The sequence below is a fragment of the Vreelandella sp. 2A-K22 genome, from assembly GCF_054065485.1.
Genome location: NZ_JBSUGC010000010.1, coordinates 222923 through 242010, shown reverse-complemented (window position 1 = coordinate 242010; position 19088 = coordinate 222923). Strand labels below are relative to the sequence as shown.

At 56.3% G+C, this 19088-nt stretch carries 13 protein-coding genes and 1 pseudogene; 4 read left to right on the top strand and 10 right to left on the bottom strand.

Annotation, left to right across the window (positions count from 1 at the left end; all coding sequences use genetic code 11):
* Both ACW17M_RS15280 and ACW17M_RS15275 read left to right on the top strand, forming a co-directional pair.
* A partial coding sequence (locus ACW17M_RS15280) for an RHS repeat-associated core domain-containing protein (RefSeq protein ID WP_457547733.1) occupies positions 1 to 4353 on the top strand: 4353 nt, incomplete at its 5' end.
* A gap of 13 nt (positions 4354 to 4366) precedes the next feature.
* A complete protein-coding gene (locus ACW17M_RS15275; RefSeq protein ID WP_342584302.1) occupies positions 4367 to 5365 on the top strand; it encodes an SEL1-like repeat protein in 999 nt (332 codons plus the stop codon).
* Between the two features lie 67 nt (positions 5366 to 5432).
* Here the strand turns inward: ACW17M_RS15275 and ACW17M_RS15270 are convergent.
* Positions 5433 to 5721: pseudogene (locus ACW17M_RS15270) on the bottom strand (IS30 family transposase); the annotation flags it as partial.
* A gap of 36 nt (positions 5722 to 5757) precedes the next feature.
* Here ACW17M_RS15270 and ACW17M_RS15265 point away from each other — a divergent pair.
* A complete protein-coding gene (locus tag ACW17M_RS15265) occupies positions 5758 to 6519 on the top strand; it encodes a hypothetical protein (RefSeq protein WP_342584301.1) in 762 nt (253 codons plus the stop codon).
* Between the two features lie 100 nt (positions 6520 to 6619).
* On the opposite strand, the gene ACW17M_RS15260 is transcribed toward ACW17M_RS15265, so the two are convergent.
* The 9 genes from ACW17M_RS15260 to ACW17M_RS15220 form a co-directional block, all read right to left on the bottom strand.
* Positions 6620 to 7513: an EamA family transporter gene (locus ACW17M_RS15260; protein WP_342584300.1), complete on the bottom strand. Its 894-nt coding sequence runs from the start codon at positions 7511 to 7513 to the stop codon at positions 6620 to 6622.
* On the bottom strand, positions 7510 to 8328 hold the full coding sequence (gene phnX / locus ACW17M_RS15255; RefSeq protein ID WP_009286000.1) for a phosphonoacetaldehyde hydrolase: 819 nt from the start codon (positions 8326 to 8328) through the stop codon (positions 7510 to 7512). The genes ACW17M_RS15260 and phnX overlap by 4 nt, the downstream gene beginning before the upstream one ends.
* A complete protein-coding gene (locus tag ACW17M_RS15250; RefSeq protein ID WP_027957159.1) occupies positions 8328 to 9488 on the bottom strand; it encodes a 2-aminoethylphosphonate--pyruvate transaminase in 1161 nt (386 codons plus the stop codon). Before ACW17M_RS15250 ends, phnX begins: the two co-directional genes overlap by 1 nt.
* A 63-nt stretch (positions 9489 to 9551) precedes the next feature.
* Positions 9552 to 11246 carry a putative 2-aminoethylphosphonate ABC transporter permease subunit gene (locus ACW17M_RS15245; RefSeq protein WP_027957160.1) on the bottom strand — a complete coding sequence of 565 codons (1695 nt, stop codon included), beginning with the start codon at positions 11244 to 11246 and terminating at the stop codon, positions 9552 to 9554.
* Positions 11243 to 12367 (bottom strand): putative 2-aminoethylphosphonate ABC transporter ATP-binding protein, encoded by a 1125-nt coding sequence (locus ACW17M_RS15240; RefSeq protein WP_081742640.1) that lies wholly within the window; start codon positions 12365 to 12367, stop codon positions 11243 to 11245. The genes ACW17M_RS15245 and ACW17M_RS15240 overlap by 4 nt, the downstream gene beginning before the upstream one ends.
* A gap of 46 nt (positions 12368 to 12413) precedes the next feature.
* Complete coding sequence (locus tag ACW17M_RS15235; protein ID WP_009286004.1) at positions 12414 to 13448, bottom strand: putative 2-aminoethylphosphonate ABC transporter substrate-binding protein; 1035 nt, start codon at positions 13446 to 13448, stop codon at positions 12414 to 12416.
* Between the two features lie 116 nt (positions 13449 to 13564).
* The gene (locus tag ACW17M_RS15230) at positions 13565 to 14275 is read right to left on the bottom strand and encodes a UTRA domain-containing protein (RefSeq protein WP_022521551.1); all 711 of its coding nucleotides are present in this window, start codon (positions 14273 to 14275) and stop codon (positions 13565 to 13567) included.
* Positions 14268 to 14993, bottom strand: a complete 726-nt coding sequence (locus ACW17M_RS15225; RefSeq protein ID WP_022521550.1) for an HAD family hydrolase — start codon at positions 14991 to 14993, stop codon at positions 14268 to 14270. The genes ACW17M_RS15230 and ACW17M_RS15225 overlap by 8 nt, the downstream gene beginning before the upstream one ends.
* A 102-nt stretch (positions 14994 to 15095) precedes the next feature.
* Positions 15096 to 17771, bottom strand: a complete 2676-nt coding sequence (locus ACW17M_RS15220; RefSeq protein WP_027957164.1) for a bifunctional diguanylate cyclase/phosphodiesterase — start codon at positions 17769 to 17771, stop codon at positions 15096 to 15098.
* Between the two features lie 196 nt (positions 17772 to 17967).
* Between ACW17M_RS15220 and ACW17M_RS15215 the strand changes: the two genes are divergently transcribed.
* The gene (locus tag ACW17M_RS15215) at positions 17968 to 19050 is read left to right on the top strand and encodes an HDOD domain-containing protein (RefSeq protein ID WP_230804376.1); all 1083 of its coding nucleotides are present in this window, start codon (positions 17968 to 17970) and stop codon (positions 19048 to 19050) included.
* Positions 19051 to 19088 lie beyond the last annotated feature (38 nt).

Sequence of the window (19088 nt, the reverse complement as noted above, 5' to 3'; positions counted from 1 at the left end):
GGGCGCACCTACCACGCGGTGAATACCCCGCCCTACCCGCTGCCGGCCAACAAGACCCGCACGGTAATCCGCACCCAGAGCCATAAGTCGGAAGGCTTTAACGAACTGCGCTTTGAGGACGCCACCGACCAAGAGCAGATCTGGCTCCATGCCCAAAAAGACCTGGAGCTGCTGACGCTTAATGACCGCACCGAGGAGATCCGCCGGGACAGCCACCTTAAGCTGCACCGCAACCGCTTGAGCGAAATCCGTAACGACGATCACCTCACCGTACACGGCAAGCGCTACACCCAGATCAAGGGCGATGACCACCTTCAGGTCGATCAAACCCGCCATGAGGTCTACGGCGAGGCGCAACTGGTGGAGACCGGCCGCGAGCTGCACCACAAAGCGGGCAGCCAAATCGTGTTGGAAGCGGGTAGCGAGATCACCCTTAAAGCCGGGGGCAGCTTTATCAAGCTCGACCCCGGCGGCGTGACCATTGTCGGCCCCCAGGTCAAGATCAACTCCGGCGGTAGCCCCGGCCGCGGCCAGGGCCAGGCGATTGTACTGCCCCGCTTACCCGGGGAAGCCGAGCCTGAGGAGAGCGAGGACGTTACCCTTGAGCCGCACCAGCCCCCACTGCTCAGCAGCGACATCACCGCCGCCACGCCGTTGGCGTTAGACGATATCGACATCACCGATGGCCTGGCCGACGACTGCAGTGCCTGCCAACCGGCGGTGGGTAGCCCGGTGAACCCGCTGCTGGGCGCCAAGCTGCTGCCCGCCGAGACCGATTTTGCACTCCCCGCGCCACGGCCGTTTGTGTTTAGCCGTGGTTATCTCTCCAGTAACGGGCGGATTGGGATACTCGGTCAGGGCTGGTCGGTACCCGGCGAAAGCCTCTCCCTCACCCTTAACGATGACGCCTGTATCGTTCACGATGCCCAGGGCCGAGCGATTACCTTTGGGCCACTGGCCCCCGGTCAGGCGCGCTTCTCGCCCACCGAACAGCTGTGGATACGCCGTGGGGGCGCTTCAGCCGATGAAGAGAGTAACGCGCCTCGCTGGCAAGCGTTGGATGAGACGCTGCGCCAGGATCCCGAACGTATTGTGCTTAGCGACTCCAGCGGGCTTTACTACGTGTTTGCTAACCCAGCCGATGCCGACCGCTGGCCACTGATCGAAGAGCGCGACCGCAACGGCTATGCCACCCAGTACCACTGGGAAGCCGGTCTGCTGGTCACGGTGATCGACAGCGCCCAGCGCCACTACCAGTTGGTTTACGACAGCCTGCTTCCCGCCCAGCCCGACGATGCCGGGCAGCGTTTAACCGGCGTTAAGCTGGTGCAAGAGCACGACGGTGAGTCAGCGGACGAGTGGCTGGTACGCTACTCCTATAGCCCCGTCGGGGATTTGATTGCGGTGCGCCACCGCCACGGCGAGGTGGTGCGCGAGTTTGAGTGGCAAGATCACATGCTTACTGCCCACCGGGTGCCCGGGGGCATGGAAGCGCACTACACCTGGGATCGCCACGCCCCGGATGGCCGGGTGGTCGGCCAGCAGGAAGCCGGAGGTTTAGCGCGGACGTACAGCTACCAAGTAGATCACACCCTGGTCACCGACAGCCTGGGTCGGGAGGAGCGCTACCACTTTGTGGGCAGTGGCCCCGGCCGCCGCTGGACAGCCCATACCCGCGCCGACGGTTCGCGCATCGAGTTTCGTTACGACCGTGCCGGTCTCAAGGTAGCGACGGTGGATCCGCTGGGCCACGAGACGCTGATCGAGCGGGATGAGCATGGGCAAGTGATTGCACAGACCGGCCCGGACGGCACCCGCTGGGCGATTGAGCGCGATCCCCTGGGCCAGCCGGTGAGTATCGAAGGGCCTGACGATCAGCGCTGGCAGATCACACGTAACGACCTCAGCCATCCGCTGGAGGTCACCGGGCCGGAAGGCACCACCGCCTTCGCCTATGCCAATACTGACTTGCCCGACCGCCCTACCACCGTCACCGATGCGGTGGGTGCTACCCACCAACGCGAGTGGAACGCCCTGGGCCAGATCACCGCCCAGATCGACTGCTCACAGCAGCGTACCGAGTACGCCTACGACCGCCACGGCTATCTGGCCAGCATCACCAATGCCTTGAACGAGACCACCCGCACCCAGCACGACGAGATGGGTCGGCGACTCGCCACGCAACTGCCGGACGGCACCCACTGGCACCACCATGTGGATGCTCTTGGGCGGCTGGTGGAGCTGGAAGGCCCCCAAGGGTTTAGGCAGCAGTTCTTCTTTGATGACCACGGTCGTCCGGTGCAGCGCATCGAAGCCGATGGCAGCCAGCAGTTTACCGCTTACGATGACATTGGCCGTCTCAGCGAACTCACCCTGGGCAATGGCGCGGTTTACCGTTTTGCTTATGACGACATGGATCGCTTAGCCCGCGAGACCGGCCCTGATGGCCGGGAGCAGCAGTACCGCTACGATGACGCCGGGCGACTGATCGAGCGCATTGAGGCCAACCGCCCCGGCCCCGACGGCCAGCCGCTGGTCACCCGTTACGATTACGATGAAGCTGGCCGCCTCACCGCCCGCCACCTGCCCGCGACCGAGCACGCCCCGGCCAGCACGGAGCAGTACCAATGGGGTAGCAACGGCCAGCTACTCAGCGTCACCAACGACCACGGCGAGGTCAGTTTTAACTACGACCACGCCCAACGCTTAATCGGCGAACAGCAGCAACATGCCGATAGCGGCTGGCAGTGGCAGCACCAGCACAGCCTCACCGCCACCGGCGCTCCCCAGGCCAGCCAGTTCGGCGAGCTACCGGCGCTTAACTGGCACACCTACGGCAGCGGCCACCTGCACGGCCTAAGCGCTCCCGACCTTGACTTGGAAATCGCCCTGGAACCCGATGCCCTGCACCGGGAGACCCAACGCCGTCTCAGCACCAGCGCCAATCAACCGCTGGTGCTGGAGCGCGGGTATACGAACCTGGGCCAGTTGGATCACCTCACCCTACGCAGCCCGGACACCACCAGCCAACAGAGCTACCAATACGACGCCCTGGGCCGCATGAGCTTCCGCAGCCTGCAAGGTGATCCAGCAGAAAAAGTGATCGCCTACAGTTACGACGCCGCCGGGCGCTTGACCGGCAGCCAGCACGGCGACCACGCCCACCGCTATAGCGTGGACGCGGCGGGTAATCGGTTAGAAGGCCAACAGGCCCTGCCTGATAATCGACTGGGGCAGCTAAACGGCACCCGCTACCGCTACGACGGCGCTGGCAACCTGACCGAACGCCAACAGCCCAACGGCGAACGCCTGACGCTGGGCTACGACGGCGCCAACCGCTTAGTGCACCTGATCCACGCCAGCGAGCTGGGGGCGACCCGCGAAGCCACTTACCGCTACGACGGCCTGGGAAGACGCATCAGCAAAACCGTGCGCCACCCCAACGGCACCACCGCCACCACCCACTACGGCTGGGACGGTGATCGCATCGTAAGGGAAGAAACCGAGAATCAGCGCACCACGGTGGTGTATGAGCCGGGCAGTTTTGTGCCCATGCTCAGAATCGATGATACCCAACAGGGCCAAATCCTCAGCGCCTACGTCACCGACGCCTTGGGTACGCCGATGCAACTGGTCACCCCCAACGGCCAACCCCGCTGGCTCGCCGAACCCGACGACTGGGCAGCCGTCAAAAACCAACGCGCCGTGCGCAACCTCACCCAACCGATCCGGTTCCAGGGCCAGTGGCACGACGAAGAAAGCGGCCTCTACTACAACCGCCACCGTTATTATGACCCGCAGCAAGGTAGGTATATTAGTCAGGATCCGATTGGGCTGAATGGCGGCACGAATTTGTATGGGTATGTGTCCAACCCGACGGGGATGGTGGATCCGCTGGGGTTGGCTACCATGTCTGACCAAGCTTGGCGTCCCACTAGTTTTAATAACGCAATTATTGACCAATGTATAAGTGATCTAGAAGATTGGACCAAAGCCCCAGATTTCAGTGGAATTGCGAATACTAAAAACTCCATTATGGCTGTTCTAAGTAGGCAGCCAGGCGTAGGCTTTCTTGCAAAATTCTCAGAGAAGGCAACGATGGCCGGGGTCTGTGCGCATATGAATAATGATGGGGATCTTTTTGATCGAGATACTGGCGAGTTAATTCCTAATTTTGAAATATGGCCGGGCCCTGTACCCGAAGGGGTACTTAATACTCCCAAGATAGGCATTCCTGGCAACCCGCGGTCGGCGCTAAGAGATGCTTTAGAAGAAGGGGCAAAAGAGGTTCAAAGTCCAGAAGGTATAGATATCAACCCTTTAGAATACCAAGCTAAAGAACCTAACTTTTGAAATGGTGAAGCGAATGAGTATATTTAAAAAATTCATAGCTGCAGTTCCTTTATCTTTTATGCTGGCAACATTCAGCGTAATGGCCAGCTCTATAGAGGAAGGCAGAGAGGCTCTAAGAAATGAAAACTATGCTGTTGCACTTGAGAATTTTAGACCACTGGCTGAAGAGGGCAATCCAGATGCTCAAGCATTCTTAGGGGGGATGTATCTTAGGGGTAGAGGTGTTGAACAAAATTTCGAGGAAGCCGCTGATTGGCTAAAATTAGCTGCAGACCAAGATGACTTAATAGCCCAAAATAATTTAGGCTGGCTATACCAAAATGGGCGCGGTGTATCGAGAGACTATCAAGAAGCGATGAGATGGTACCGCCAAGCAGCAGAGCAAGGAATGGCTGGAGCGCAGCAGAACATAGCGCTAATGTATTACTACGGAAAGGGAGTAAGACGAGATTATTCGGAAGCAGCAAGATGGTTTGAATTGGCTGCGGAGCAAGGCTTACTAAAGTCTCAAGAGATCTTAGGTGATTTATACTACCGTGGCGTGGGTGTGCAACAAGATTATAATAAAGGTGTGATGTGGACCCGACAAGCGGCCGAACAAGGTAGTGCTACCGCACAGTTCAATTTAGGGTCTGCTTATTCCGTGGGTACTGGAGTAACTCAAAGTGATACTGAGGCCGCTTCTTGGTATTTGTTGGCTGCTGAACAAGGAGACCCTGGAGCCCAGTTTAACCTTGGAAATATGTATTATCAGGGCCGCGGCGTCGAGCGTAGTATGGAAAAATCAACTCAGTGGTATCGACTTTCGGCTGAGCAGGGCGAGCCCGATGCTCAGTATTTTTTGGCCGAAGCTTTTGCAGAAGGCAGAGGGGTTTCCCAAGACTTTTCGAAAGCAGTTCACTGGTACTTGCGAGCGGCACAGAATGGCGATAACGACGCAAAAGGGGATTTACAAAAACTCGCTGAGCAGGGAGTCGAAGAGGCAAATACAGCGCTTCAGGAGCTACAATAGAAGTAAGCTTTTAGATGTCATGTTCATGAATATTCATTAACGTATTGCTTACTCTATAAAGGCGGCCTCAAGTTCCAAGCGCATCGCTGTTAAAGGGTGCTCGGCCCGGCGACGGATTTCTAGAGCACTTCGGAGTAGGCTGCCAGCGGCGTTCGCTACTCAAGCGTCTTTTGTGGTCTTACATTCAGTGAGTTAGCTATTTCGTCAAGCTCTTGCTGGCTGTAGACCGATAGATCTGAGCCTTTTAGCAGGTACTGCCTCAACAGCCCGTTAGTGTTCTCATTGGAACCCCGTTGCCATGGGCTATGCGGATCAGCTAAGTAAATCCCTGTACCAGTATTCTGAGTGATCTCGGTATACTTTGACAACACCTTAAACGCCAGGAAAGTCGTATGTTTGCAAAATTCACCCTCGGTTCACTGTACCTTATGAACCAATATCGTAGCGCTATATTAAAAGGTGTTACTCTACCTTTAATTCTATACATCTTACTTCAACTAGCACGCTACGGATCCGTCTACACAGGGCTTTCATACGGCAGTGCCAGCTCACTTTTATATATACTTTTCTTTGTTGCTGACATGGCCATTCTGACGATCATCTCAATAAATACAACACGGACAATTTTACTCGACGAACAGCCAGAGCCTTTTAAATTGAAATTCAAAAAGCGCGAAATAAAATATCTTTTGTACAGCATTGGATTCTTGGCTTTATGGATAATACCAAGCATGTTTATCGGAGCTTCTTTAACTCTAATCATGTATAACGTCGTGATGGGCGTTATCCCCTTAACTTTCTTCTTAGTGACTTTATTTTTCACATTAAGGCTGTCACTTATTTTTGTAGGTGTAGCGCTTGACAGAAGCATATCATTGAGAGAATCTTTGAGCATGACTAAAAGCTGCCAATGGTCGCTATTCTTTTCTCTTGCCTTATTAATCGCTCTGCTATTTATTTTTGAATATTGCATTGGACTTTTTTCCAGCTTGATTGGCGGTCAATTCTTTAGCCTGATATCTTTTGCTTTGATAACCCCACTAGTGAACACGTTTATATATGTATTCACTGCGATTATTCTAACCATCTTATATTCCAATGCTTATCAACCAACTGTCAGCCCCCAAGCGGAATCGGCTGGGGATGCCCAATAGCATCGAAGACCTGACAATCCACTGGCAGCCGAAAACAACGACGATGGCTGGCTGGATCACCTTACGCTGGCGGTGCCAATAGCGCCGCCAGCGTAATTGTCTAAAGCGCCACCAGCACCAGCCCCGCCAACATCACCAGCGTACCGATGGCTTTTGCCCTGGATGCGGGCTCCTTCAGCCATAGCACACCCATTAGCACCCCCACTGGAATGGAGAGCTGGCGCAGCGCCACCACATAACTCACCTCGTCGGTAAGCGCCATGGCGATTAATACCAGGCCATAGGTGCAAGTCATCATCAGCCCGGTAACGACCAGCATGGTCAGCCCCTGCTGGCGGAGCGCAGGCAGGCGGCGGCGCTCTGCCGGTAGCAACGCCAGTAGCGGTACCGACCAGATTAGCGTCATCAGCGCTTGCAGCACCATAAACACCGCCCCGGCGGTTAACCCGCTATGCCCTGCCCCCTGCATTAGCCCCAGGGCCTGCTTGTCGATCAGTGAATAGCCAACGGTGCCCGCCGCTGCCAGCAACGCAAACCCCATGGCGGGCGTGAGGTAGGTGGATAACCTGCGCGCCTGCGGATGGCTAAGCGGCAGGCAGAGCGCGCCTGCCACGACTAGCACCATGCCAAGGCTGTCCCAGCGATCCAGCACCCGACTACCCAACAGCACAATGGATACCAGCGGCACCATTATCACCGGCAATGCACGGGCGATGGGGTAGAGTACGCTAACGTCCCCTCTCGCGTAGGCCCAGGCTAACCCGCCCATGTAGAGCATTTGGCATAATCCCGAAAGCGCCAACCAGCCCCAGAATGCACTTGGTAATGCAGTGAGTGACGGCCCAAGCAACACCAGCGGCAGCATCACCGCCCCACCCGCGCCGTAAGCCAGGGTAAAAGAAGCTAACGACGGCGCATTGCGTTTGCCCAACACGTTCCATCCGGCGTGCATGCATACCGAGACCAGCACCAGAGCAAACGCGGCTGGACTCAAGGACGCTCTCCCTGTTGAAGACGTGTATTAATGGCATCGACCACGCTAGGTAGCTCGGCAATGGTCTCAATGCAGTAGTGTGGTGCTGAGGGGGCAAATTGCGCGGCCACCCGCTCGTGGGCGGCGTGGCGCTCGGCATCACTCAACGCTTGATATTGCGCATAGGTTAGCCCCAGCGCATTGCCCGAGCAGGTAAGCGCCACCGTCCACATCCCCGCGCTGCGCCCTTCAAGAATGCCCGGCGTGGTGTCGTCCACTTTAATACACGCTGCCACATCGCTGATGCCTAACGCGATCACATTGGCCAGCGCCTGAGCAGGATACGGACGGCCATTGGGCACCTCATCCGTCGCCACTACGTGATCAACTTGCAGGCCGTTATCCGCAGCCAAAGCGACGACTTTTTCCATCACCACCGCCGGGTAGCCAGAGCAGGAACCGATTTTCAGCCCCTGGGCGCGCAGCGTAGTTAAGGTGTCGAGCGCGCCGGGAATCACCGCCGAGTGGTCGGCAATTTTGGCAATCTGCAGCGGCATAAAGCGCTCATAAAGCGCCGTTACATCGTCATCAGAAGGCGCGTGGCCTACCGCCTGAACAAAGCGTTCGGCGATGTCCGGATGGTTGCACAGCGTGCGAATATGATCCCACTTACCCATACCCATGGGGCCGCGAGCTTCTTCCAGGCTAATCGCCACGCCCAGCTCAGCAAACGCTTCGACGAAGATCTGGGTAGGCGCAAAGGAGCCAAAGTCGACCAGCGTGCCTGCCCAGTCACAGATAACCGCTTGCAAGCATTGGGGAGATTGATACTGCATTAGGCGCTCCCTGATTGTGAAGATAGGCCTGGAAAAAGGCTAACGCCCATCTCGGCAAGTGTGTTTTGAATGGCGCTTAGCAGTTCCGCGATCACCGTGGTGCCTAGCTGACCAATGCAGCCGATACGAAAACTCTCCACTTCAGTCAACTTGCCGGGATAGATCAAAAACCCGCGCGCCTTTAGCGCCGCGTAGAAAGCGTTAAACTCAAACGCTGGATCGGTTGGGCTTAAGAAGGTAGTGATGATCGGCGATAGCCATTCGTCTTCTAACAGCGTGCTGAAGCCTAGCGCTCGCATGCCTTTTACCAGCGCATCACGATTGCGGGTATAGCGCGCGCAGCGCCCTGGCACACCGCCTTCTTCCCGGTGCTGGGCAAGTGCGGCCTGAAAGGCCACCACGGTGTGAGTGGGCGGCGTAAAGCGCCACTGACCAGTGCGTTCCATATACGACCACTGGTCGTGCAGATCCAGGCTCAGTGAGTGGGCGCGCCCCTTGCCTGCTTCAAGCAGCGCTTTGCGAATAATCACAAAACCAAATCCAGGCACGCCCTCGATGCACTTGTTGGCAGAGGAAACCAGCACATCGATGGGTGTTTTCGCGAGGCTGATGGGTACGCCGCCAAAGGAACTCATCGCATCGACGATGAGCGTTTTACCATGAGCGTTCACCACCTCTGCAATCGCCTCTAACGGGTTCAAAATGCCCGAGCTGGTTTCACAGTGCACTAAAAATACCGCTGTAATATCAGGATATTGCTCCAGCAGCGCCGCCACCTCATTGGGCTGGGGTGGCAGATAGTCGCCTTTATCCAAGGTGATATAGACGCGCCCTATGGTATCCAGCAGTTGGCCAGCTCGCTTGCCGTAAGCACCATTCATCAGCACCAGTACTTTACCGTTGGGATCAGTGGCGCAAGCCAGCGCACTCTCAACAGCAAAGGTGCCGCTGCCCTGCATAGGCACGCAGGCGTACTCGTCGCTTGCTGCCTCGGCCATGGCAAGCAGCTGGGTGCGAATGCCGGCAGTCACTTGGTTAAAGTCGTCATCCCAGGAGCCCCAATCACGCATCATGGCGGCTTTGGTCGCATGGGAAGTAGTCAGCGGCCCGGGGGTTAGTAAATAGGGGTCTTTTATGTCCTTGCTCACGTTATCGGTCATTTTGGTATATACCAGATTTTTAAAACACTTTAATAGTAAGCACAGCGGCTGTCTAGGTGTCAGCTAGCACGCATGGCGCCAGCGCTGGGCGTTATTTAATAAAACATGGGTGAGTGCGGTGTGGAGCAGCTTCACCACCAGCGAGGTAAGGAAAATCAGCACCGCCATAGCCGCAGCGCTGGCGAAGTAGCCCGCTTCATCCAGGTGCAGCACCGCCACCGAGGCCAGCCGCGTGTCACTGTTATAGAGGAACACAACTGCCGATACCGTGGTCATCGCATTGACGAACAGGTAAACCGATATATCCAGTACCGCGGGCAGCGACACCGGCAGCGTTACCCGGCAGAAGGTTGTCCAAAACGGTACTTTCAGTGAGGCCCCGACGGCTTCAAACTCAGGGTCGAGCTGTTTAAGCGCGGTTACCGAGGTGAGGTGACACACCGTATAAAAGTGCACCAACGTGTTGAGCACCAGAATCATCAAAGTGCCGTACAGCCAGTTAAACGGGTTGCCCGCCTGATTGAAAAAGAAGATATAGGCAAGCCCCAGCACCATGCCAGGCACCGCCATGGGCAGCATGGCCATAAAGTGCAGCCCTTGGCGCAGCGGGCGAAAGCCTTCACTCTTTTCGATTAGCCAGGCGTTAAAGAAGATCACTAACGTGCCCACCAAGGCCACGCTAAACGCTAACTTGAGCGAGTTAAACCACGCCCCCCAACCACCATCGGCCATGCCTTGGAAGGTATAATGCTCAAAGGTTATCGATAAGTTGTAGGGCCAGAACTGCACCAGCGACGCATACACCGCTGTGCCGATCACCAGCACAATGGCCCCCGCCACCGCGTAGCACAGCAGTGTAAATATCCAATCCCGCAGCGGGCTGGGGCTAGGCTGCCACGGCACGGCCCGTGCCGAGAGTTGCGCCACTTGGCGCCGCTGTATCCAGCGGTCAACGATAAACGAGAGCACCGCGGGCAGCAGCAGAATCACGCTGACTACCGCGCCCATCTGAAAGTTCTGCTGCCCTACCACTTGGCGGTAGACGTCGGTGGCCAATACGCTGAACTGACCACCGATAATTTTAGGCACGCCGAAGTCAGTAATCGCCAGGGTAAACACCACAAACAGGCAGGAAATCAGCCCGTAGCGCACGCCGGGCAAGGTAATAGTCAAAAATGTACGCCACTTAGGGGTTCCCAGCGCTTCAGCCGCTTCGTAGAGCCGCGCGTCGCTGTTGGTCAGCGCGGTGGTCAGCAGCATTAGCGCGTGGGGAAATATCCAGAAACTCATGCCCATGACAATGCCGATGGGTCCATAAACCGATTGGCCGGCCAGTAAATCGCGCAGAAATCCCTGATTGCCAAACAGATAGACCAGGCTAATCGCGGGCAGCAGCGATGGCGCCAAAATGGGCAGAATCGCCAACATGCGAAACAGCCGCTTGCCCGGCATGCAGGTACGGGTAATCCCGTAGGCGCATAGAAACGCTAATCCGACCACCACACCGGTGGTCATCAACGCCACCCGCAACGAGTTGGCAATCGAATTGACCAGCGCCGGGGTTTGAAAATAGTGCGCGAAGTTAGCCAGGCCGATAAAGTCGCCGGCGCGGTCTTGCAGGCTCTTGATCAGCATGGTCACGAGTGGGAACAGCAGCCCCACCACCAGCAATGCAACGCCAGCGAGTAACGCCAACAAGCGGATCAGCGACTCTAGCGACGGCTTGGTCGCCGATTTTACAAAGCTCTCGGCGATCATTGCTGGCTGCTCCCGGCGGGATAAAGACGGGCGGCTTCGGCGGGCAGGTGAATGCCTAGAACCTGCCCCTGGTAAAGGTTTAAGTCGGTACTATCGCGGCTAGGCACATCGGCAATTAGCGTTTGGTCAACGTCCGTTAGGCGCAAAGTGACCCTCTGAAAGGGACCTAAAAACTCGATGCCGATCACCTCACCGTTCAGCGCTCCCGCTTGACGGCTAAGTGCCACTGCTTCGGGCCGAATAGCCAGTTGGGCGGCTTGACCCACTTTTAAGGTATGCGATAGGCAGGCGCAGGGCATGGTACCCAGCAGCGCTTGGTTATCGCCCTGAGCGGTCACTTCCAGGAAGTTCATGCTGCCGATAAACGAGGCCACAAAGGCGCTGGCAGGCTGATGGTAGATCTCCGCCGGGGTACCCACTTGCTCGATCACGCCGTGGTTCATCACCACGATGCGGTCGGCCATGGTCAGCGCCTCTTCCTGGTCGTGGGTCACCATGATGGTGGTCACCCCGAGGCGCGCCTGCAGGGCTTTAATCTGGCTGCGCAGGTGGCCCCGCACCCGGGCGTCCAACGCCGAAAGCGGCTCGTCCAGCAGCAGCAGGCCAGGCTCGGTGGCCAATGCCCGCGCCAGCGCCACGCGCTGTTGCTGCCCGCCGGAAAGCGCCGCCGGGTACTTGTTTTCGCTGCCCGTCAAGTTCACCAGCGCGAGCAGCTCACCCACCCGTGCTTGGATGCGTGACCGCTCTACCCGCCGGTTGCGCAACCCATAGGCCACGTTGTTGAACACCGTGAGGTTGGGAAACAGCGCATAGGACTGGAACACAATGCCGAAATCCCGCGCCTGGGTGGGCAGCGTGGAGATATCCTTGTCACGCTGAATAAGCGTGCCCGTCGTTTGCTGGGTCAGCCCTGCAATCGTGCGTAACAGGGTGGTTTTGCCGCATCCGGAGGGGCCCAAAAAGCAGACAAATTCGCCCTCGTTTATGGTTAGGGAAATACCATCCAGCGCGGTAAAACTACCAAAACGCTTAGTGACTGCTTCAATGGTTAAATGGGGAGTAGTGGGAGTCATCACCGTTGGTGTGTCGGCCGCCAGCAGCGATGTCATTGTCGTGTGCATAACCTCTCCAAGCCCCGGCAAACCGGCCGGGGCAACTGATCGCGGCTTATTGTTCGGTTTTACCATCGTAGCGACGCTGCCATTCGGCTAGCACGCGTTCACGATTGACGGCAGCCCACTGGAAATCGGCGTCGATCATTCGATCAGTAATATCGGAAGGGTAGTTTTCAATCGGCTGTGCCACACCTGGGTAAGCCACCACCGCATAGCCTTCGTTATACAGTTCGTTGGCTTCACGGGAGATTGCCCAATCCATCAGCGTTTGCGCGGCTTCCTGCTTGTCGGTACCGGCCACAATAGCGGCGGCTTCCATATCCCAGCCCAGCCCTTCTTCAGGGAAGATAACTTCAATAGGCGCACCCTGGGATTTCAAGCGCGCACCGCGGAAGGCAAATGACACACCCACTACGGTTTCACCGGTAGCCGCCAGGCTACAAGGGGCGGAGCCCGAATGGGTGTAACGGGCAATGTTGTTATGTAGGCGATCCATATAATCCCAACCCTGATCCTCTTCCCATAGCTGCAGCCAGCTGGCTACATCCAGGTAGCCGGTACCCGACGAGTTGGGGTTAGGCATGATCACATGGCCTTCAAACTCAGGCTGGGTAAGGTCTTCCCAAGAGGTCGGCATCGGCACGCCCTGGCGCTCGCCCTCAATGGTGTTGTAGCAAATAGCAGCGACCCAGGCGTCCATACCCACCCAAGCCGGGTCTTCACCATCACGATAGGCCACATCGACAAATTTGGGGTCGAGATTCTCAACGCCAGCGGGAGCGTAGCGCTCCAGCATGCCCTCCTCTTCCAACACCAGCAGGCTGGTAGCGGCCAGGCCCCAGATCACGTCAGCCTGGGGATTGTCTTTCTCGGCCAGCAGGCGGGCGGTAATCACGCCGGTGGAGTCGCGCACCCAGTTAATCTCGATATCCGGGTGGGCCGCGTTGAAGCGTTCAGCATATTTTTGCAGGTCGTCCGACTCAACGGCGGTATACACCGTTAATTCAGTTGCTTGGGCGTTGGAAGCAAGCGCAACAGCAGCACCTGCTAACAACGTTGAAGGGAATAAACGGCGTGGCATCATCATGATAGTCTCCCGGCTGATTGGTATAGACCAGAAGTTTGCAGGCGTTAAATGACACTGCGATGACGCTTGTTTGACCGTTTTTTTAACTGGTGATGACCGCGGCTAGGTCGTTTCCGCTAGCGCTGACCGGATAGCTCCACGCTGATACACAGCGAATCGTGCAGCCAGTGCTCTTCATCAAACTCAATAGGGCGCTGCTGGTCGTCTAAAATGGCACGGTTAATATTTAACCCGGCAGTGCCGGGTGCAACGAATAGCTCTTCGGCATCCATTGGCGAAAGCGCTTCTGAGACCATGCGAATAGAGCGATTGGCCAGGTAGTGCCCCCAGCGCTCGCGCAACAGCCCCCAAAGCGATTGCCCACTATAGATATCTAGCAACTCTGGGGCACGCTCGGGCACCACCCACAGCGACTCCACCAGCACCGCGCGGTCATCCACGTAGCGGCGGCGGCGAATATGCTGAAACGGCTGGTCATCCGGCAAATTCAGTGCCCGCGCGGCAGGCAGATGGGCACGGGTTTCCAGCTTCAATACTGCCGTGCGTGGCTGCCGCCCCTGTGCACGTACATAGTCGTTAAAGCCCGCGTCACGGGTGGGGTCGTAAACTAAACGGGCAGGAGAAATAAACCAGCCGCGCCGGTTGCTGCGGTGGATTAAGCCCTCCATTTCCAACTGTGAAAGCGCTTGGCGCAGGGTCACACGAGTGGTGGCAAAACGCTCGGCCAATGACCGCTCTGCGGGAAGCTTGCCTTCCCACAGGGCAGCATTTTGGTCGATCAAGGTACGAAGCTGTTCGGTTAACTTTAGATAGTAGGCATCAGACATGCGCCGATTTTCCTGGCAGAGCATTAGGTGACGAAGCGCTTGAGGGCGCCCGCCAGTCTAAGCGCCGCCAACCTTCAACGCTAGCCACCTCAGCGAGCACTGGATCGGGATTGACCGCTACAGGGCAATCCACGTACTGCAACAGCGGGAGGTCGTTGCGGGAGTCTGAGTAGAAAGTAGTGTGGCTAGGGGTGAACTGCTGCTCGGCCAACCACTGTTTTAAGCGCAGCACCTTACCGCCACGATAAGAAAAAATACCCTCGCTGCCGCCGGTATAGCGCGCGTCTTCATTGATGCCGTGCTCCACGCTTAGCTCTACCGCCAGCACGTGTTCAATACCCAGAGTGGTCGCTATCGGCTCGACCAGATGCCGTGACGAGGCGGAAATCAGTACCAGGGTATCGCCTGCCTGGCGGTGCGCTTCCAGACAGGCCCAAGCTTGTTCAAAAATACGCGGTTGCAGGTGCGTGGCAACAAAGCGCTCGACCTCTTTTTGCACATCTCTCACTCTGCGCCCTCGCAGCGGTGCTAGGGTCATGGCCAAATACTCTTCAAGCTTTAGCTTCCCCGCGTGATAGGCCTGGTGCATTTTCTCCGCCCGCGCCATAAACGCTTCGGCATCGCTGATCCAGCCTTGCTCTATCATCCATAAATTCCAGCGGTCGCTGCAGTCTCCGTCCAGGAGGGTGTCGTCAAGATCAAACAGGGCCAGGCGCATGGGAGCACTCCTTTCATCGCGGGTTGGCGGCGCGTAGGGTATGCCAAAGGTGATGACAGGACGATGACGCTAATAGAAGACGACGATGAGCAAACTAGAAGACTAAGTAGTTAACCACTGCGTCGCAAACTCATCGGCAGGCAGCGGGCGGCCAAACCAGTACCCTTGTGCCTCATTGCAACCCATTGCGGCAAGCAAATTCGCTTGGTCGCGCGTTTCAACGCCTTCCGCCACGGTTTTCATCTCTAGCGCTTTTGCCATGGCGATGATGGCCTGAACAATGGTGCGGTCATTTTTGTTTTCGAGCATTTCACGCACAAAGGAAATATCAATTTTCAGTGCGTCGGCAGCGAAGCGCCGTAGGTAGGAAAGCGAAGAATAGCCGGTGCCGAAATCATCGATAGAGAGAGCATAGCCCGCTTGTCGCATGGCGTGGGTGATCTCAACGGCCTGATCTGGGTCGCGCATAAAATCACTTTCAGTGAGCTCCAGGGCGATAGCGCTCGACGAAACGCCGGCGGTGAGTTGCGCAATGTGGTGGGTAAGCTCAGGATCGGCAAACTGTTGGGCGGAAATATTGATCGATAGCCTCCCTGGCAGCCCACCCTCAGGCTGTTCACGCCATGCCAGTAGCTGCCTTGCGGACTCTTCCAGCACCCAGTCTCCCAAGGCACGAATCAAACCACGCTCTTCAGCCAGGGGAATAAACTCGCCGGGGCTCACCCAGCCCCACTCGGCATCGTGCCAGCGGCACAGGGCTTCTGCACCGGTCAACTGACCATTGGTAAGGTTCACCTGGGGCTGAAAGTAGAGTTCTAACTTGTGTTCAGTAATTGCCGCGCTGAGTCGCTCGGTCATCTGTTGGCGTCGATGTAGCGCGTGGCGCATCGTTTGGGAGTAGGGGCAGATACTATTTTCGCGCCGCTTGGCGTGGTGGAGAGCAATGCTGGCAGCGTTAAATAGTTCGCCCGCCTCGCTCACATGCTGCGGATAATGAGCAAAACCGATGCTGACATCGAGGTGAAAGACACGCCGCTCCAGATGAAGCGGCGGCTTAACCACTAAGCGTAGCTGCTCCACAAGGCTGCCAATGTCACGAGGGGTGGTATCGGCCACCAGCAGGGCAAATTCATCCCCTGACAAACGCGCCAACGAGCCGTATGAGTGGCTGATCTTCGCTAAACGATCAGCCACTGTCACCAGCAGTTGATCGCCCACTTGGTGACCGTGCAGATCGTTGACCTCTTTAAAACGGCGGATATCCAATAACAGCAGTGAAAGCCCATGCTCGCCTTGCTGGGCTTCTTGCCACATTTGCGCTAGCAACTCCATAAAACGGACGCGGTTAGGTAAACCGGTGGTACTGTCGGTATAGGCTAACTGGTGCATGTGCCGATGGTCGCGCCGACGCTCAAGCTCTGCTGCAGCACCGGTCGAAAGAATTTGCAGCACAGAAGTGGCGAACGCATTGGTGGTCAGCGGCTGTCGATAAAATACCATCATCACGCCAATGGCCTCGCCGTTGGCATTATCCAAACGCCGCCCAATCCATGCTCTTGTGGGTAGCAGTGTGCCTGGTAATAACAGCGGCGAACCATCATGCATGACTGCTTCACGCTCCAACACTACCTGCTCGCTGGGCGAGCCTCGCAGCGCAAAGGTGTGCTGTTCTCGCTGAGCCCCATCAACCACCATGCTGACAGTCGTCGCCTGCCCATAGACATTTTCATCGCCCTGGGGTGAAGTATGCAGCAACGCAATAAAGCCTGCATCGGCTTCCAGCACCTTGACCAAGGTCACAATCAACTGCTGAAAATAACCATCCCCGACTTGGGTCGTGACCGTAGAAGCCACTTGAACCACGGCGTTTTGCACCCGCTGCGACTCTTGCTGGTCGGTCACATCCGAGATAAACCCTTCCAAGCATACGATTTCGCCCGCCTCATCTATGACGGCCTGGCCTTGCTCCCACATCCACCGATAACCACCGTCGCGATGGCGCAGCTGGTAGATCACACGGTAAGGGCATCTGTTGGCAATGGCAGACTGTACCTCATGGAAGACCTTGTCCTGGTCATCAGGATGAATCAGGGCAGCAAAACTGATCAGCCGATTACCCTGTAATTCGTCAGGCCGGTACCCGGTCAGCGTTTCGGCCCCTTGGCTCACCAGTTGCATAGTCCAATTGCGGTCATTCAGGCAGCGATAGGCCATGCCCGGCAGATGGTTGAGCAGCGTATCCAAACGGCGCTCGCTTTCCCGCGCGACCTCTTCGCTCTTTCTTAATGCCTGCTCTGCTTTTTGTCGGCACAGCTCTGCACCCGCCTGGGCGGCGGCGATTTGCAATATCTCATTGGCTAGATCGTCCAACTGCATGGGGGCGTTTTTGAGTACCGCTAACAAACCAACTAGCGAACCATCCGCCGCATAGAGCGCCCGCCCCAAATAACTCTCGGCACCCAGTTCACAAAGCAGTTTATCGTCAGGAAAGCGTGACTGAACATCATGGTCATAAAGGCAGATTTCGCGTCCTAACACAGTCTCGCAAGGGGTACCGGTCAGCGTGTAAGTAACATTGCTCAGCAAGTTGCCATTTGACCAAACGGCCAACGTCTCAGCCCGATGCAATTGAGTTACATCGGCGACTAACACATGATCAACGCCTAGTATCGTCGCTAAACGTTCCACCAACGTTGCATAAAAACGCGGGCTCCCACTGTGCCCTACGCCTTCTGCCAATTGGCGGAATATATCGGCCGCGTCGTTCTTTGTGTGCATTGTTGCACTCACTTTTTTTAATTCTGAAGCGGCTTGGGCGCCTGCCACTAACCTCATAAAGTATATATAGCGGCCTACAAAGCACAAACCGCTCTTTTCCAACTATAACAACGTCAACAGTAGCTGGATATATGGTAAAATTAGGTATCGCCTCATAATGGCTGGCGGCTACGCTACAAAGTGCGCAGGAGATAACGTGACTAATACATCGACCAAGGATGAAGCACTGTATGGAATGCTAACTGAAGCACTGCCTGGTTTTCTGATCAGCGATTTCCTCAAGTGCCAACGCTTACCTTCGCTTCCCTCAATCGCATTACGCATCCTCAGATTAACGCAATCGTCAAAAGCGACTATCAACGATGTTGCAGACACCATTGAACACGATCCAGCATTGACCACTCGGTTAATATCTCTCGCCAATAGCGTCCACCACACCCGCTCCGCCAATCCGACACAAACATGCCTGGAGGCTATCCAGCGACTAGGGCTAGATGCAACGTTAACGGTCGTGTTGAGCTTTAACCTTTTTCAGCACCCCAGTAAAGGGCCGCAGCATACTCATATTTGGCGACGGTCTATCATGTCTGCGCTGATAGCGCGCCAACTTGCTGAACAAGCGTGCCCTAAACAGGCAGGTAATGCGTTTACAGCAGCGCTGCTACAGGATATTGGCATATTGGCACTGAGTGCGACTTACCCCGAGCAAGCAGACGAACTCTATAGTGATAGTGCTATCTCCCATACCCAGCTTATTGAGGAGGAGCAGCGTTACTTTGGTGGTGACCACACCGTTATTGGGGCATGGCTGGCAGCCAAATGGGGGCTCCCATCGGCGATGGTCAACACCATACGTTTTAGTCACGCCTGCTATCAAAGCGATAGCTTAATGGATATGTGTGTTCGTCTATCCGGCCCCACGGCGGATGCCTGCCTATCAAAAGCTCCTGAAGAACAGCTGGCCGCCCTGATAGCCGATATAAGCACGACAGCGGATGTGCCCTCTCTCTCATTTAAAAGCGTTCTACAAGAAGTTCAGCCCAAAATGGAGTTGATCGCTAAAACGCTGATGATTGACACCCCCGCGGCTATTGATCCCAAAGAGCTGCTTGAAAATGCTCAGCAGCTCTTGCTAAATCATACGCTTATACTCAATAGCCGTAGAGAAGCCCAACACAAAGCATTAACGATGTTGCGTAAAGGGTACAGCGACCCGGATGGATTCAACAAAAACATTGCTTTCAAAAAACTTAACCCCCAATCCCGCGCTAAATCTTAAACCTCTGGCCAGAACATGCATGCCATCAGGCGTTCCGG